The organism is Mycobacterium sp. (genome assembly GCF_965277065.1).
Classification (GTDB): domain Bacteria; phylum Actinomycetota; class Actinomycetes; order Mycobacteriales; family Mycobacteriaceae; genus Mycobacterium.
The window spans coordinates 690,645-706,776 of sequence record NZ_CBDIBT010000018.1 but is presented as its reverse complement, the minus strand read 5'-3'; the positions used below and the strand labels follow the sequence as shown (position 1 = coordinate 706,776).

Sequence of the window (16,132 nt, the reverse complement as noted above, 5' to 3'; positions counted from 1 at the left end):
TGGGTGGGTAGCGTGGCACCCGTGACTGCAGCTTCGGGCATTGGGCTGGCGACGCTCGCCGCCAACGGATCGGTCCTCGACACCTGGTTCCCCGCACCGGAACTGATCGAGGCGGGCGAAATCGGCACGACACGGTTGTCGGTGGCCGAGGTGCCCGATGAGTTCGCCGCACTGGCCGGCCGCGACGACGACCGCGACACCGAAACGATCGTGGTGCGTACGGAGATCGGCTCGCTGGACGATAAGGCCGTCGACGCCTATGACGCCTATCTGCGACTGCACTTGCTCTCGCACCGTCTGGTCGCGCCGCACGGGCTGAATGCCGACGGGTTGTTCGGCGTGCTGACCAACGTGGTGTGGACCAACCACGGGCCGTGCGCCATCGACGGATTCGAGATGGTACGCACGCGGCTGCGCAAGCGCGGACAGGTCACCGTCTACGGCGTGGACAAGTTCCCGCGGATGGTCGACTACGTGGTGCCCAGCGGCGTGCGCATCGCCGACGCCGACCGGGTGCGCCTGGGTGCACACCTGGCGTCCGGCACGACGGTGATGCACGAGGGCTTCGTCAACTTCAACGCGGGCACGCTGGGCGCCTCGATGGTGGAGGGCCGCATCTCGGCGGGCGTCGTCGTCGGCGACGGCTCCGACATCGGCGGCGGCGCGTCGATCATGGGCACGCTGTCCGGCGGTGGCACCGAAGTGATTTCGCTCGGCAAGCACTGCCTGCTCGGCGCGAACTCCGGCCTGGGCATCCCGCTCGGCGACGACTGTGTCGTCGAAGCCGGCCTGTACGTCACCGCCGGAACAAAAGTTGCCCTGCCAGATGGCAATTCGGTCAAGGCGCGCGAGCTTGCCGGCAGCAGCAACCTGCTGTTCCGGCGTAACTCGGTGACCGGCGCGGTCGAGGTGGTGTCCCGCGACGGCCGCGGGATCGCCCTCAACGAGGACCTGCACGCCAACTGATCACACGACGAGGTGCCTGGGCATCACGGTCGGCTTGACGCCGTACCGAGGCGCAACGCCGTAGCCGCCGCGACCGGCCGAGGCGTAGGCCGGCATGCCAGCCGCGACATTGGTCGCACCGGTGGCCTCTTGGGCTGGAGACGTCCAGCCCGACCCAGCCAATGGCGCAGCGGCGGCTGGCGCAGAAGGAGCGGCCGCCGACCAACCGACCGGCACCGAGAACTTGCCGACCGAGGACGCTTGGCCCATCCCGGCCAGGACTGGAGCCCCACCGGGGCTCACGGCACCGGTCGAGGCTGCAGCGGCTGCCGGAGCAAAGACACCGAGACCGCCGAAAGCGGGCGCAAGACCTTTTCCGATGAGGCCCGCATCGGCAGTATGGGCATACAAAATCCCCGTCACGATCCCGTTGAAGCCGTTCCAGGATGCCATGTCAACAATCCCGTTCGGGATGTTGCTCACCAGATTGCTGTCAAAGAAATCGTCCAATCCGCCCAAGGCCTGGGCGGGGCTCGCTGCCGCCGACAGCGGCCCGGAGAGCGACTGCGTCGCGGCGGGCAGCCCGGACACCAGCCCCGGTAGTCCGGCCGAGGTGCCGGTGGCCTGGGCGACCGCGGCGGCCTGCCCGCCCAGTCCGCCCGGATTGGTGGTTGGCGCGGGATCGCTCAGCGGTTCCAAGGTGCCGGCGCTGGCCGACGAGCCGGCATAGCCGTACATGGCGGCGGCATCCTGGGCCCACATCTCGCCGTACTGAGCCTCCGTGACGGCGATCGCGGGGGTGTTCTGCCCCAGAATATTGGTTGCGACCAGACCTGCCAGTTGAACCCGGTTGGCGACGACGGCCGGCGGCGGCACCGTCATCGTAAACGCTGCGTCGTACGCGGCCGCGGATGCCATGGCCTGGTTCGCTGCGAGTTGAGCGGCGCCGGCGGTGGACTGCATCCACTCCACATAGGGCATGGCCGCCGACGCCATCGCCGACGCGGAAGGGCCCTGCCACTCGTCGTCGGTGAGCGTCGAGATCACCGACTGCGTGGCGGATGCGGTGGTATTCAGTTCGGCCGCAACGTTGTTCCACGCCGCGGCGGCGGCCATCAATGGCCCCGCGCCCGGGCCAGTGTACATCCGGGTGGAGTTGATCTCCGGGGGTAGCGCTCCGAAGTCGAAAGTCATTTCTGGGATCCTTTCTGGCTGAGGGGTGGTGCTTCAGACGCTGGTCGGCGTGGGCATCACGGTCGGCTTGACGCCATAACGCGGCGCACCGAAACCAAGACCCGAACGCCCGGCCGAGGCCACCGACGGCACGCCGGCCGGCATCGTTGTCACCCGCGGGGTAGTTGGCGCAGCGCTGGTCCAGCCCGCGCCCGCCAATGTCGCGGGGGTGGAAGTAGCCGCCGGGACGCTTCCTGCGGCCCAGCTGGGCGGCACCGAAAGGCCGCCCAGCGAGGATGCCTGACCCGCGCCTGCCACGACCGGCGCCGCGGCGGCGCCCGTCGATGCCGCCGGCCCTATCGGGGCATTCGGCATGAATGGGGCCTCTGCCGCGCCGGGGCCCGAAGGGTCCCAGTTGACCGCGCCGGGAAGGAATTGGCCTTGGCCCAGCGCGATGAAGTCGGACGCGGCAGCGCCGGTGTTCTGGAAATAGTTGAACGGCGTGCCGAAGGTAGCGAATGACGCACCCAAACCTCCGGCCTGCGCAGGCGTCGCAGCACTCAGCGCACCCGACACCGTCGTCGAGCCGGTCGCGGCCTGGTTGGCCGCTTCGGTCTCCCCGTAGGAACCCGCGCTAGTGCCCAGGGTGTTCACCAGCATCTGGTGAACCATCGCGGCTTGTGTGCTGACTTGCTGGTACCACGTGCCATAGGCGCTGAACTGTGCAGCTTGCAGCGCTGAGACTGGGTCGGCGGCCGCGGGAACGACGCCTGTGGTGGGCGCTGCGGCGGCCGCGTTCTGGTCGGCCATCGAGGTGCCCAGGGTTTGTAGTGTGCTTGCTGCGGCAGTCAATGCGTCTGGCTGCGTCATCACGAAAGACATGCGTTTCTCCTCATGAAAAAGAGCCGAACGCTGAGGCTCGGCGCGGCGATGTGCTGCAGGAGGGGCCCATCCGGATGCCCACAGCTGCCACTTTTCCAAAATTTGTCTGAAATGCGGCGGTAACGCGCAGGTAATATGCGGGATTAACTTCCGGCAGGAAGACCGGTCGTGGCAGCCGACGAAGAAGCCGACCTTCGTCCAAGCCGCGGAAAGCTGCAGTTAGCCTGTGCAGCTGAGGATTTCGAGACGGGAACTATTGCCCGCGGTGCAGCGCGATGCCCCTGGTCTCGGGCAGAAGATAGGTGCACGCGAAGCTGGCCGAGGCGAGGAACGCGAGCATCGGCCCGATGGCCCAGCCGCCGTAGGCCGCCTGCACGGTTCCGGCGAGCAACGGCGGCAGCGCGCCGCCGAACACACCGGCGAAGTTGATCGCGAAGGCCGAGCCGCTGTAGCGGTAGCGGGTGGCGAACAGCTCAGGGATGAATGCTCCGGTGGGGCCGGAGCCGATCCCGCCCGCTGCGCACATGCCGAGAATCGCCACCGCGTAGAGCACCGGTTTGCCGGTGTCGATCAGTGGCATCACCACCAGCGCCCACGGCACACATGCCGCCCAGCCGAGGAGCATCATCCGGCGTCGCCCGACTCGATCGCACAGCGTGGCCGAAATCGCGACAAATATGACGCTGACCAACCCGCCGAGGGCACCCACCTCCCAGATGAAACTGCGGCTGTATCCCAGTTCGGCGTGTGCGTACCGGGTCAAGTAGGTGTTCGCCATGTACGCAAAACCCATGCCGCCCAGGATGCTGCCGCCCGCCAGAACGATCTTGCGGCGCTGCAGGCGGAGCAACTCCGCCAAGGGCGCCCTCGGGACGGGGTCGCGGGCCTTGTCGGCGACGAACACCGGCGTCTCGTCGATCCGCAGCCGCACGTACAGCGCGATGCCGATCAGTACTGCGCTGATCAGGAACGGGATCCGCCAACCCCACGCCAAGAAGGCGGCGCTGTCCTCGCCGATGGTGACGCTGACGACCAGGAACGTCGAGCAGGTGAGCACCGCGGCGACACCGCCGCCGAGGAGGGTGAACATGCCATAGCGTCCGCGCTTGTCAGCGGGCGCATATTCGGCGCTGAGCAGCACCGAGCCGGCCCACTCACCGCCGGCGGCGAACCCCTGCACCAACCGCAACGCGACCAGGATGAACGGGGCAGCGAGGCCGATGGTCGCGGTCGTCGGAACCAGGCCGACGCTCACCGTGGCGACCGCCATGATCAACAGCGTGGCGATCAGCGCCTTTTTACGTCCCACCCGGTCGCCGAAGTAGCCGAAGGCGGCCCCGCCGATCGGCCGCGACACGAATGCGCTGGCGAACGTGCCCATCGAGGCGATCGTCCCCAACGTCGGGCTGAGATTCGGGAAGAACACGGTGGGAAACACCAGCGCCGCGGCGGTGCCGTAGATCAGGAAGTCGTAGAACTCGATCGCCGAGCCAACCAGGCACGCGGCAGCAACGCGTCTCATCGGGGTGAGGGGCGGTGCGGCCGGCGCCGACGTGATCGTCGATGGGCTGCCGTGGTCCACGGCTACGACGGTAGGGAAAAAGCGCGCCGGTGTCACACCGCCGCGCGCGCTCAGGTCTGGCTGAGCAATTGCTTCTTGAGCACCTTGCCCATCGCGTTCCGCGGCAGCTCGTCCACCATGCGCACCTCGCGCGGCCGTTTGTGCACCGACAGCTGATCGGCTACGTAGTTGATCAGCTCCTGCGGATCGGCTTTGCTGCCGGGTGAGCCGACGATGTACGCGACGATGCGCTGGCCCAGGTCGTCGTCGGGCAGTCCGACCACCGCGGCCTCGGCCACGCCCGGATGTCCGAGCAGCACGGTCTCGATCTCGCCGGCGCCGACCCGGTATCCCCCGGACTTGATCAGGTCGACCGATTCACGGCCGACGATGCGGTGCACGCCGTCGCCGTCGATCACCGCGGCGTCGCCGGTGCGATACCAGCCGTCGGCGTCGAAGGCCTCCGCGGTGGCATCCGGGCGGTTCAGGTAGCCGCTGAACAACGTGGGTCCCCGAACCTGCAGTCGGCCAATGGTTTCCGCGTCATGTGGCACCGGGTTGTCGTCGTCGTCGACCAGACGGGTCTCGACACCGGCCAGTGGCAGGCCGACCCAACCGGGGCGGCGTTCACCGTCGGCGCGGGTCGACAAGGTGATCAGCGACTCGGTGGCGCCGTACCGCTCGACGGGCGCATGACCGGTGAGCTGGACCAGTTGGTCGAACACCGGCACCGGCAGGCCTGCGCTGCCCGACACCAGCAACCGCGCCGATCGCAGCGCGTCGGCCGCGGCGGGGTCGGCCACCACCCGCGACCACACCGTCGGCACACCGAAATACAGCGTGCCCCGGGCGGCCGCGTAGGCCTCCGGCGTCGGCTTTCCGGTGTGCACGAAGCGATTTCCGACTCGCAACGATCCGAGGAGGCCCAGCACCAAACCGTGCACATGAAACAACGGCAGGCCGTGCACCAGTGTGTCGTCGGCGGTCCACTGCCAGGCCTCGGCGAGCGCATCGAGGTCGGCCGCGATCGCCTGGCCGCTCAGCTGCACTCCTTTGGGTGGCCCGGTGGTGCCGGACGTGTAGATGATCAGCGCAGTGTCGCGCGGCGACGGCTCCGGTTGGTGATGCCAAGAGCGCGCGCCCATCCGCACCGGGATGTGCGGCAGCCCTTCTGGCCCGTCCGGAACTGGCCCTAGCCAGGCCTGTGCGCCGGAGTCGGTGAGGATGTGACGGCGTTCGGCCTGCCCGACGTCGGCCGGCACCGGGACCACCGGCACCCCGGCGATCAGGCATCCGGCGATGGCCAACGCGGTCGGCGCGGTCGGCGCGGCCAACACGGCGATCCGCTCGGCGCCCCGGATGCGTTCGGCGACCGAGTTGGCGGCCCCCACCACGTCACTGCGGCTGAGTGTGACGTCACCGAACCTGACGGCGTCCTCGAGATCGTGTCCACCTGCGACGACGGAAGGGTCTAGCGAGGTCAGCAGCACGTCAGCAGGCTAGCCCATCGCCCGTTCGCCGATCACCTGGTCGCGACGCAGGGCATCGAGATCGTCGCCGGACAGTCCGATGCCGCCGAGGATCTCGTCGTTGTGTTGTCCGAGCGTGGGCGCACCGAAGCGGTGATGACGAGCCGGGCCCGGGGTGATCCGCAGCGGCCACCCGGGGTAGCGGTGCCGACCGGTGATCGGGTGGTCGAATTCTTCGTAGAAGCCGCGGGCGTCGAGGCCGGGCAGGTCGTACATGTGCTCGGCCGTCGTCACCTGCTCGCCGGGGATGTCGCGTTCACGCAGGGCCGCAACGACATCGACGGCCTTCTGGTGTCTTGTCCATGCCGCGACCGCCTCGTCGAACGCGTCGTGGTCGGCCGGCAGATCGGGTCGACCCATCGCGTCGGCCAACCGCGCGGCCTCGGTGTCGTCGAGCACGGTCAGCGCCACCCATGCGTCGTCGGCGTCGGTCGGGTAGACGCCTTGGCGGACGTTCCGACGCCGGTTGCCTTCGCGCGGACGAACGATGCCGTTCATCGAGTAGTCGATCACCGGTTCGGCGGTGACCGCGGCGCCGACTTCGATCTGCGCCACCTCGATCAGCTGGCCTTCGCCGGTGCGACGACGATGCTCGAGCGCCGCGAGCAACGCCACCCCGGCGTGCACGCCGACGATGGGATCGGCGGGGCCCTGCACATTGCACGGCGGACCCTGCGGGTAGCCGGTCGCCGCCGTCATGCCGGAGACCTGTTCGATGTTCAACGCCCAGCCGACCCAGTCGCGCCACGGGCCGTCCAGGCCGAAACCCGGCATCCGGACGGCGATGATGTCGGGGCGCAGTGCGACCAACGAGTCGTAGTCCAGCCCGAATCGCTCCACTACCCGCGGCGAGTAGTTCTCCACGACGACGTCCGCCTGCGCCGCGAGGCGGTGCGCGATCTCACGGCCGCGCGAGGAGCCGAGGTCGAGCGTGACGTCGCGCTTGTTCAGGTTCGTGGCCTGCCACAGCGGGCTGCGCTCGTACCAGTCGTCGCCCTCGAACGGCTGCGCACCCGAGTAACGGAAGCCGTCCGGACGCTGGATCGACTCGAGCTTGACGACGTCGGCCCCGAACGCGCCCAGGTAGCAGGTGAGGTAACCGCCCGCCCAAAACGTAGTCAGATCAAGCACTTTCAGACCGGCAAACGGCAGCGACGGATCTGCAACCGGCGCGGCCATGCGGCGTGACGTGCGCCGCACTGAACCAGATTGCACCGCAGGCGTTTTCGACAGCCGAAAGGGCGGACCCGGCTGCCGGAACGACCAGCCCTTGCCTCCGCCCTGGATGAAGAACCCGCGCTTGGCGTACTGCGGATTGTCCAGCGCGTCGGCGCCGTCGGCGACCGGGGCCGCCGGAATCCGCAGTGCCTGACTGAGTTCGACGATATCGGTGACGGTCCGCTCGTCCAGCCAGGGCTGGGCCGCCGCGTAGAACTCGGCGCGCTCCGGGCCGCCCATCATGATCGCGTACTGCTGCTCACCGTACTCGGACAGGCCGAGCATGTCGCACACGTCGAGCCAGTGCTGCCCGGTCAGGCAATTGATCCCGACCCAACCGTCGGCGGCACGGACCACACCCAGCATCGGCGCCTGGCGCAGGTTGGTGGGCAGCCCGAGCGCGCGCATCCGCTCGAACATCATCATCGGATAGGGCAGCGTCGACAGCAGCGCCTCCAGCACTGAGATGTCCACCTCGGTCACGTGACCGGCCGGGGCGATCCGCAGCGCGGTCAGCGCGCCGAGTGCGCCATACGCCCCGGCGACGTATTCGGCGATCCGCGCGCCGGCCTGGACCGGGGGCCGGTCGGGGTCCCGCGCGCTGATCCACCCCGAGATCGCCTGCATGGTCAGCGGCGTCGCAACCCGGTCGCGCAACGGGCCATGCTGCCCGAAGTTGGAGATCCGCACGACAACCAGACGTGAATCCGGTTGCGGGACTTTGCCTTGGTGGTAATCGATGAAGCCCTGATCGTCGATCAGGACGTCGGCGTCGGCGATCAGGTCGCGGGCGTCGTCCAGTGTCGCGCTGCGCTTTCCGGCGTTGAGGTACTCGAACAACCCGGACCGATCGGGATCGGGCCGGTCTTCGGGAAAGGGACCCCACCGCCGCAGCGGATCGCCCTCTGGTGGTTCGATTTTCGTGACGTCAGCGCCGAGTTCGGCGAGCAGCTTGCCGCAGTACGGACCCGAGATCTCGTCGGCGACTTCGACAACCCGCAGTCCGTCAAGCGCTCCGGTCACTGGCGCCGCTCCTCGGCATCGCTTCGCTCTGCATAGTCGTCGACGCGTTTCAGGCCGGCAGTCCCATGGCCTTCGGCTCCATGTATTGACGAATTCCGATGATGCCGCCGCTTTCTCGCCCGATCCCGCTCTGGCCGAAGCCGCCGAACGGCGCGCCGCCCGGCCCGAATCCGTTGACCGCGATCTGACCGGTGCGGACCCGGCGGGCGACAGCCAGCGCCCGATCGACGTCATTGCCCCACACCGCGCCGGAGAGTCCGTACTGCGAGTTGTTGGCGATCCGCACCGCCTCGTCGTCGCCGCTGTAGCGCAGCACCGACAGCACCGGTCCGAACACCTCTTCCTGGGCGATCGTCGAATCCGGGGTGACGTCGGTGAGGATCGTCGGCTCGAAGTAGAAGCCGCGGTCCAGCCCGGCCGGCCGGCCGCCCCCGGCGACCAGCTTCGCGCCGCCGTCGATCGCCCGATCCACATGAGCCTGAACGCGTTTGCACTGTGCGTCGCTGATCAACGGTCCCATAGTGGTCTCCGGGTCGGCGGGGTCGCCGACCTTGACCGCCCGGGCCAGTCCGACCAGGCGATCGACCACCTCGTCGTGGATGGCGTCGGGAAGCAGCAGCCTGCTGTGCAGGATGCATGCCTGTCCGGCGTGGAATGAGCACGACTCGAACAGCATTCGCTGCAGCACCTCGTCGTCCAGCGCCGCGTCCTCGAGCACGATGCTGGCGGACTTGCCGCCGAGTTCGAGCAGTAACCGCTTCATCGTCGCGCCCGCGGAGGACATCACCTCGCGGCCGACCACCGAGCTCCCGGTGAAACTGACCATGTCGATGCGCGGGTCGACGGTCAACAGCTTGCTGGCTTCGAGGTCGGTAGGTGTCACGACATTGACCACGCCCGGCGGAATGTCGGTGTGCTCGTCGATGATTCGGGCCAGCGCCAATCCGGCCAGCGGAGCCAGCGGCGACGGCTTGAGCACGACGGTGTTGCCCGCGGCCAGCGCGGCGCAGACTTTCATCACGTTGAGGGTGTGCGGGAAATTCCACGGTGTCAGGATCGATACCACACCGAGCGGTTCGTAGCGCAGCAACGTCTTTCCGGCGGCGCCGTAGGCGTCGATCGGCTCTTCGACGGGATGGGTGGCCAGTTCGGCGGCGTTGAGTGCGGCGAACGCCGGACCCTCGACGTGGATCACCCGTTCGTTGGCGGTGCAGCCCCACTCCTGTTGTGCCAGCGCATTGAACTCGTCGGCTTGCGCCAGCAACGCCTCACCCAGCTGGTTGAGGTACCCGGCGCGCTGCTCGGGTCCGGTATCGGCCCATGGGCCGGAGTCAAAGGCCGCTCGGGCGGCGGCGATCGCGCTGCCGACCTGTGCCTGGCTGGGATCGGGTGCCGAGGCGATCTCCGTCTCGGTGGCCGGGTTGACGTCGTCGTACCGGCCGCCCTCTGGTTCGACCCACCGGCCGTCGATGTAGACCGCGTAGGTGTCGATCAACGAGCGTGGATCAGCCATGTCCACTCCTTCGGGGGTCCGGCGGCTCAACGTTTGGTCTACACCTGTCGGTCCGCTGTCGTCAATGGTTTGCCGGCCGATCAACTATTTCAGTTCGACGGCAAGGATATTGACATCGACAGTGACGCGGGAGTAGACAGAGTCAACCGGACAGATCAAAGCCATCTGTCCGATCATCATCGGCGAGGAGGCCTGGTGCGCACAGAGACTCCGCCGACCGTTCCGCTGCATTCCCCGGACTTCTACGCCGGCGATCCTTATCCGGCCTACCGCGAGCTGCGCGCGACGGCACCGGTGTGCTGGAACGACGTGACGAAATTCTGGGCGCTACTGAAGTACGAGGACGTCCGGTTCGTCTCGAGCAATCCAGCAACCTTCACCTCGACCCAGGGCATCACAATCCCGGATCCGGCACTGCCGAGCCCGGTGCAGCCTGGAAGCCTGATCTTCACTGATCCGCCGCGGCACCGGCAGATGCGCAAGCTGATCAACTCGGGTTTCACCCGCCGCCGCGTATCGGTGCTGGAGCCCAAGATCCGCGAACTCGTCCGCGGCATCCTCGACGGCCTGGAGCCGAACTCGGTGCACGAGTTCGCCGAGACGATCGCCGCTCCCCTGCCCACTCGGCTGATCGCCGAGTTGATCGGAGCCCCACCCGATGACTGGGAGCAATTCCGGGCCTGGTCGGACGCGGCCACCGGAACCGCCGACCCGGAGATCGAGCTCGACCCGCTGGTGGCGGCCGGCCAGCTGTACGAGTATTTCCAGAAACTGATCGGTGCGCGGCGCGTCGAGCCGCTCGACGACCTGCTGTCGGTGCTGGCCGGTGCCGAGATCGACGGCATCCGGCTCACCGACGAGGACCTGCTCAATTTCGCGTTCCTGCTGCTGGTCGCCGGCAACGAGACGACGCGCAACCTGATCGCGCTAGGCACGCTGGCGCTGATGACCCATCCCGAACAGCAGCGGCTGCTGGTCGACGATCCGTCGCTGATCCCCGTCGCCATCGAGGAGATGCTGCGCTGGAACAGCCCCGTGGTGCACATGGCCCGCACCGCGACCGTCGACGTGGACATCCGCGGTCAGCGGATCGCCGCGGGCGACGTGGTGGTGCTGCTCTACCAATCAGCCAATCGCGACGAGGAGGTTTTCGGACCCGACTCCGAAGAGTTCACGGTGACCCGCCATCCCAACCCGCACATCGCGTTCGGGTGCGGTGAACATTCCTGCATCGGAGCACAATTGGCCCGCCTGGAGGCGACCGTGATGTTCGAGGAACTGCTACGCCGCTTCCCGCGGCTCGAGCTGGTCGGCCAGGTCGACCGGATGCGAGCCACGATGGTTCCCGGGGTGAAGCGGATGCCGGTGAGGCTCGGGGTCTGAGAAGATGCGCCTCGAATACACCGACGAGCAGGAGCGGTTGCGCGAAGAGATCCGCGCGACGATGCAATCGGTCATGACGCCCGAGCGCCAGGCCGCGGTCAGCGAACGCATGGAAGGCGGCCCCGCGGTTCGCGACTGCGTCAAGGCCCTGGCGGCTGCTGATCTGCTCGGCGTCGGTTGGCCCAAAGAGTTTGGCGGACGCGGCTTCTCGGCGATCGAGCAGTTCATCTTCGCCGAGGAGGCCCGGCGGGTGAACGCGCCGATCCCGTTGGTGACGCTGAACACTGTGGGGCCGACGCTGATGCATTACGGCACCGACGAGCAGAAACAGCAGTTCCTGCCTGCCATCCTGGACGGCAGCGTCGAGTTCGCCATCGGCTACTCCGAGCCGGGCGCGGGCAGCGACCTGGCGTCGCTGCGCACCACCGCGGTCCGCGACGGCGACGACTACGTGATCAACGGCCAGAAGATGTTCACCAGCGGCGCCGGGTACGCCGACTACGTCTGGCTGGCCGCCCGCACCGACCCGAATACCAAGAAGCACAAGGGCATTTCGATCTTCATCGTGCCGACGTCGTCGCCCGGATTCTCCTGGCAGCCGTTGCACACCATGCCTGGGGTCTCCACCTCCTACACCTTCTACGACAACGTCCGGGTGCCGGCCAGCGCGATCGTGGCGGGTGAGAATCAGGGCTGGCAGCTGATCACCACCCAGCTGAACTTCGAACGCGCCGCGCTGGGCAACCTGGGCGCGCTCGAGCCGCTGTTCGAGCAGACGCTGCAGTGGGCGCGCGAGACCGAACTCGACGGCGGCCGGGTGATCGACCGGCCTTGGGTGCAGCAGGCGCTGGCCCGGGTCGAGGCGGAGGTCGCGGCCTACAAACTGATCAACCTTCGGGTCAACGCCGCCATGACCAAGGGCGTACTGAATATGGGCGAGGCTTCGGCGGCCAAGGTGTTCGGCACCGAGCTGGCCCCGCTGGTGGCTCGTCAGCTGCTGGAAGTGCTCGACCACAACGGATTACGCCGCGGCACCGATGCCCCGCTGCGCGGCGCATTGGAGTCCGCCTACCGCGTCGCGGTCATCAGCACCTTCGGTGGCGGAGCCAACGAGATCCAACGGGACATCATCGCGATGGCCGGACTGGGCATGCCGCGCGCCCCACGCGATCTGCGCCCCAAGGATGAGCACGCTGCCGAAAAATCAGGAGGATCCACTCAGTGACCGACACCGACCTGCACGCCCAACTGAAGGCCCTCGTCGGCCAGCACACCGGCGGCTCCGCAAAGCCTTCGGTGGCACCGGATCCGGTGAACCAACCGATGATCCGGCACTGGGCGTATGCACTCGACGACATGAACCCGGTGTACATCGATCCGGAGTTCGCGGCCAAGTCGCGGTTCGGTGGCATCGTCTCGCCACCGGTGATGCTGCAGACCTGGACCATGCCGGCACCGAAGCTCGAAGGGATCGGTGAGCGCGGCGGCTCCCCCACCGAGATCACCAACAACCCCACCGCGTTTCTCGACGAGGCCGGATACACCAGCATCGTGGCGACCAACTCGGAGTTCGAGATCAACCGCTACCCGAAGTTGGGCGACGAGATCAGCGCGACGTCGGTGTACGAGGAGGTCTCCGAGGAGAAGACGACGGCGCTGGGCACCGGGTTCTTCGTCACCTGGGTGCTCACCTACAGCGACCAGCGCGGAGAAGTGCTAGGGCGGCAGCGCTTCCGGGTCCTGCGATTCAAGCCGACGAACTGATGGCGACCCGCCTGGCCCCGGCCGTCAGCCCGGACACCGAGTTCTTCTGGAACGGTCTGCGCGACCACACGCTGTTGATCCAGCGCTGCGCGGGATGTGAAGCGGTACGCAATCCGCCACAGCCGATGTGCCCGAAATGCCGGTCGCTGGACTGGGAGGCGATCGAGTCGTCGGGCCGCGGCACCGTCTACAGCTATGTGATGCCGCACCAACCGCAATTCCCGTTCTTCGACTATCCCTACATCGTCGCGCTGATCCAGCTGGACGAAAATGTGCGGATCGTGTCGAACCTGACCGATATCGACCCGGCCGATGTCAAGGTCGGGATGGGGGTCGAGGTGTATTACCGGGAGTTCGACGGAGAGCTTGTGCTGCACCAGTTCCGGCCGGCGCGCTGACATGGACTTCACGTTCACCGAAGAACAGGAGACCGTCCGCAAGGTGGCCCGCGATCTGCTGGAACGGCGCGCCACCCCTGAGCGGCTGACAGAACTCGAAGCCGGTGAGCTCCGCTACGACGCCGCGCTGTGGAAGGAGCTCGCCGGACTCGACCTGTTGGGTACCGCGCTGCCAGAGTCGTTGGGCGGCAACGGTGGCGGCTTCGTCGAGCTCGGCGTGCTGCTGGCCGAAGTCGGCTCGGCCGTCGCACCAGTGCCCGCCTATGCGACGCTGCTGCTGAGCGCGGACCCGATCGCCCGACACGGCAGTCCCGAGCAACAGCAACGCTTCCTGCCCGGCGTCATCGAGGGAAGCCGCATCCTGTCCGCGGGTCTGCACGAGCCTGGCCGCTCCGATCCGACCACACCGGCCACCACCGCCCATCGCGACGGCGCGACCTGGCGACTGGACGGCGTCAAAGAGCTGGTCTCGTTCGGCCAGCTCGCCGATACCCTGCTGATCCCCGCGACGATTGAGGACGGTGAGACGGGCCTGTTCCTGCTGCCGGCGGACGCCACAGGCGTCGACATCCGGCCGGTGACGACCACCAACCGCGAGCCGCACGCCGACGTATTCCTCGACGGCGCCAGTGTTTCCGATGCGGACAAGCTCGACGGCGACCGGCTGGTCGAGTCGTTGTACACCCGTGCCCTGGTCGGGTTGTGCGCGGTCCAGGTCGGTGTCGCGGATCGCGCACTGCGGATGGCCGCCGAATACACTACGGGCCGAGAGCAATTCGGTCGGCCGATCGGCAGCTTCCAGGCGGTTCAGCAGCGGATGGCGGACGGGTTCATCGACTTGGAGGCGATTCGCTGGACCACCTGGCATGCGGCGTGGCTGATCGCAGAAGGCCGGCCGGCGGACCGGGCGGCACGGATCGCGAAGTTCTGGGCCGCCGAGGCCGGAGCCCGAATCGCGGCCACCGCTCAGCACGTGCACGGCGGGATCGGTATCGACACCACCTATCCCCTACATCGATACTTCCTGTGGGCCAAGCACAACGAGCTCACCTTGGGGTCAGCCAGCCGGCAACTGGTTCACCTCGGCAGCACATACCCGGAAGGACGGCTATGACGACCGCCGCATCCCGCACCTCAACCCTGCAGTGGGCCGACATCGAGGTCGGTGACGCGGTGACGCCGCTGGAGATCCCGGTAACCACCACGATGATCGTCGCCGGCGCGATCGCGTCCCGCGACTTCATGCCCGTGCACCATGACGCGGCCTACGCCAAAAAGCAGGGTTCGCCCAACCTGTTCATGAACATTCTGACGTCGAACGGGTATTGCGTGCGGTTCCTGACCGACTGGGCCGGCCCCGAGGCAATGATCACCAAGTTGGCGATTCGGCTTGGCGTGCCATCGTTTCCAGATGACCCGCTGCGATTCACCGGCAGTGTCACCGGCAAGAGCGAAAGGGGGCAGGGCCGAGACCACGAAGGTTTGATCGAGGTCACCTTCCAGGCCGCCAACAGTCTCGGCAACCATGTCTCCGGGACCGCGGTCGTGAGCCTGCTCGACGGCGCCGGCGCATGACGGTCTCGAAGCTGGCCGGCACCACGGCCATCGCCGGCATCGGTCAGACCGAGTTCTCGAAGCAATCCGGGCGCAGCGAACTGCAATTGGCGTGCGAATCGGTCAGCGCCGCGCTCGACGACGCCGGTCTGTCGCCCGGTGAGGTCGACGGCATGGTCACGTTCACCATGGATTCCAGCGACGAGATCGAGGTCGCCCGTAACGTCGGAATCGGCGATCTGACGTTCTTCTCCCGCGTCCCGCACGGTGGCGGTGCGGCCGCCGGAACCGTCGCGCACGCAGCGATGGCCGTCGCGGCGGGTGTCGCCGACGTCGTGGTCTGCTACCGCGCCTTCAACGAACGTTCCGGGATGCGCTTCGGCGGCAGTGGCCGCACCAGCGCCGAGACCCCGTTGTTCATGGCGCACTACGCCCCGTTCGGATTGCTCACTCCCGCAGCGTGGGTCGCGCTGCACGCGCAGCGCTACATGTCGACCTACGGCGTCACCAATTCCGACTTCGGCCGGATCGCCGTCGTCGACCGGGCCCATGCCGCCAAGAACCCCGATGCGTGGTTCTACCAGCGCCCGATCACGCTGGAAGACCATCAGAATTCCCGGTGGATCATCGAACCTGTTCTGCGACTGCTGGATTGCTGCCAGGAGAGCGACGGCGGTGTCGCGATGGTGGTCACCAGCGCCGAGCGCGCCCGCGACCTGCGCCGGCGCCCGGCCGTCATCTCCGCGGCCGCCCAGGGCGCAGCCTACAACGGCGAGATGATGACCAGCTACTACCGCGACGACATCACCGGGCTGCCCGAGATGGGTGTGGTCGCCAACAAGCTGTGGGGCGATTCGGGCCTCAAGCCGAGCGACATCCAAACCGCCTTCATCTACGACCATTTCACCCCGTTCGTGTTCACCCAATTCGAGGAACTCGGATTCTGTGGACGCGGGGAGGCCAAGGACTTCGCGACGGTGGAACGACTGTCACTGGGTGGCGAGTTGCCGATCAACACCAACGGCGGTCTGCTCGGCGAGGCATACATCCACGGGATGAACGGGATCACCGAGGGCGTCCGCCAGATTCGCGGAACGTCGCACAACCAGGTCGACAATGTCGAGCATGTCCTCGTCACCTCCGGTACCGGGGTGCCGACCAGCGGGCTGATCCTCGCTTCGGGCTGACA

14 protein-coding genes are annotated in these 16,132 nt (G+C 67.5%); 8 read left to right on the top strand and 6 right to left on the bottom strand.

Annotation, left to right across the window (positions count from 1 at the left end):
• Positions 1-12 precede the first annotated feature (12 nt).
• Positions 13-966 (top strand): 2,3,4,5-tetrahydropyridine-2,6-dicarboxylate N-succinyltransferase, encoded by a 954-nt coding sequence (dapD, locus tag ACQY5A_RS14920; protein WP_428341099.1) that lies wholly within the window; start codon positions 13-15, stop codon positions 964-966.
• Here the strand turns inward: dapD and ACQY5A_RS14915 are convergent, their stop codons facing one another.
• From ACQY5A_RS14915 to ACQY5A_RS14890, 6 genes are all read right to left on the bottom strand, one after another.
• Positions 967-2,139 (bottom strand): PPE family protein, encoded by a 1,173-nt coding sequence (locus tag ACQY5A_RS14915; protein ID WP_428341098.1) that lies wholly within the window; start codon positions 2,137-2,139, stop codon positions 967-969.
• 33 nt (positions 2,140-2,172) lie between these two features.
• Positions 2,173-3,000, bottom strand: a complete 828-nt coding sequence (locus ACQY5A_RS14910) for a PPE family protein, SVP subgroup (protein ID WP_428341097.1) — start codon at positions 2,998-3,000, stop codon at positions 2,173-2,175.
• A gap of 253 nt (positions 3,001-3,253) precedes the next feature.
• Positions 3,254-4,522 carry an MFS transporter gene (locus tag ACQY5A_RS14905; RefSeq protein WP_428341524.1) on the bottom strand — a complete coding sequence of 423 codons (1,269 nt, stop codon included), beginning with the start codon at positions 4,520-4,522 and terminating at the stop codon, positions 3,254-3,256.
• A gap of 110 nt (positions 4,523-4,632) precedes the next feature.
• Positions 4,633-6,051: an acyl-CoA synthetase gene (locus ACQY5A_RS14900; protein ID WP_428341096.1), complete on the bottom strand. Its 1,419-nt coding sequence runs from the start codon at positions 6,049-6,051 to the stop codon at positions 4,633-4,635.
• Positions 6,052-6,060: 9 nt separating this feature from the next.
• A complete protein-coding gene (locus ACQY5A_RS14895) occupies positions 6,061-8,331 on the bottom strand; it encodes a CaiB/BaiF CoA transferase family protein (protein ID WP_428341095.1) in 2,271 nt (756 codons plus the stop codon).
• A 49-nt stretch (positions 8,332-8,380) separates the two neighbouring features.
• Positions 8,381-9,844, bottom strand: a complete 1,464-nt coding sequence (locus tag ACQY5A_RS14890; protein ID WP_428341094.1) for an aldehyde dehydrogenase family protein — start codon at positions 9,842-9,844, stop codon at positions 8,381-8,383.
• Between the two features lie 225 nt (positions 9,845-10,069).
• Between ACQY5A_RS14890 and ACQY5A_RS14885 the strand changes: the two genes are divergently transcribed.
• From ACQY5A_RS14885 to ACQY5A_RS14855, 7 genes are read left to right on the top strand one after another with little or no spacing between them, the layout of a single operon-like run.
• Complete coding sequence (locus ACQY5A_RS14885) at positions 10,070-11,227, top strand: cytochrome P450 (RefSeq protein ID WP_428341523.1); 1,158 nt, start codon at positions 10,070-10,072, stop codon at positions 11,225-11,227.
• 4 nt (positions 11,228-11,231) lie between these two features.
• Positions 11,232-12,452 carry an acyl-CoA dehydrogenase family protein gene (locus ACQY5A_RS14880; protein WP_428341093.1) on the top strand — a complete coding sequence of 407 codons (1,221 nt, stop codon included), beginning with the start codon at positions 11,232-11,234 and terminating at the stop codon, positions 12,450-12,452.
• Positions 12,449-12,991 carry a MaoC family dehydratase gene (locus ACQY5A_RS14875; RefSeq protein WP_428341092.1) on the top strand — a complete coding sequence of 181 codons (543 nt, stop codon included), beginning with the start codon at positions 12,449-12,451 and terminating at the stop codon, positions 12,989-12,991. Before ACQY5A_RS14880 ends, ACQY5A_RS14875 begins: the two co-directional genes overlap by 4 nt.
• Positions 12,991-13,389 (top strand): Zn-ribbon domain-containing OB-fold protein, encoded by a 399-nt coding sequence (locus tag ACQY5A_RS14870; RefSeq protein ID WP_428341091.1) that lies wholly within the window; start codon positions 12,991-12,993, stop codon positions 13,387-13,389. The genes ACQY5A_RS14875 and ACQY5A_RS14870 overlap by 1 nt, the downstream gene beginning before the upstream one ends.
• Position 13,390: 1 nt before the next feature.
• Positions 13,391-14,503: an acyl-CoA dehydrogenase family protein gene (locus tag ACQY5A_RS14865; RefSeq protein ID WP_428341090.1), complete on the top strand. Its 1,113-nt coding sequence runs from the start codon at positions 13,391-13,393 to the stop codon at positions 14,501-14,503.
• Positions 14,500-14,964 (top strand): MaoC family dehydratase, encoded by a 465-nt coding sequence (locus ACQY5A_RS14860; protein WP_428341089.1) that lies wholly within the window; start codon positions 14,500-14,502, stop codon positions 14,962-14,964. Before ACQY5A_RS14865 ends, ACQY5A_RS14860 begins: the two co-directional genes overlap by 4 nt.
• On the top strand, positions 14,961-16,130 hold the full coding sequence (locus ACQY5A_RS14855; RefSeq protein WP_428341088.1) for a lipid-transfer protein: 1,170 nt from the start codon (positions 14,961-14,963) through the stop codon (positions 16,128-16,130). The genes ACQY5A_RS14860 and ACQY5A_RS14855 overlap by 4 nt, the downstream gene beginning before the upstream one ends.
• Positions 16,131-16,132: the final 2 nt, after the last annotated feature.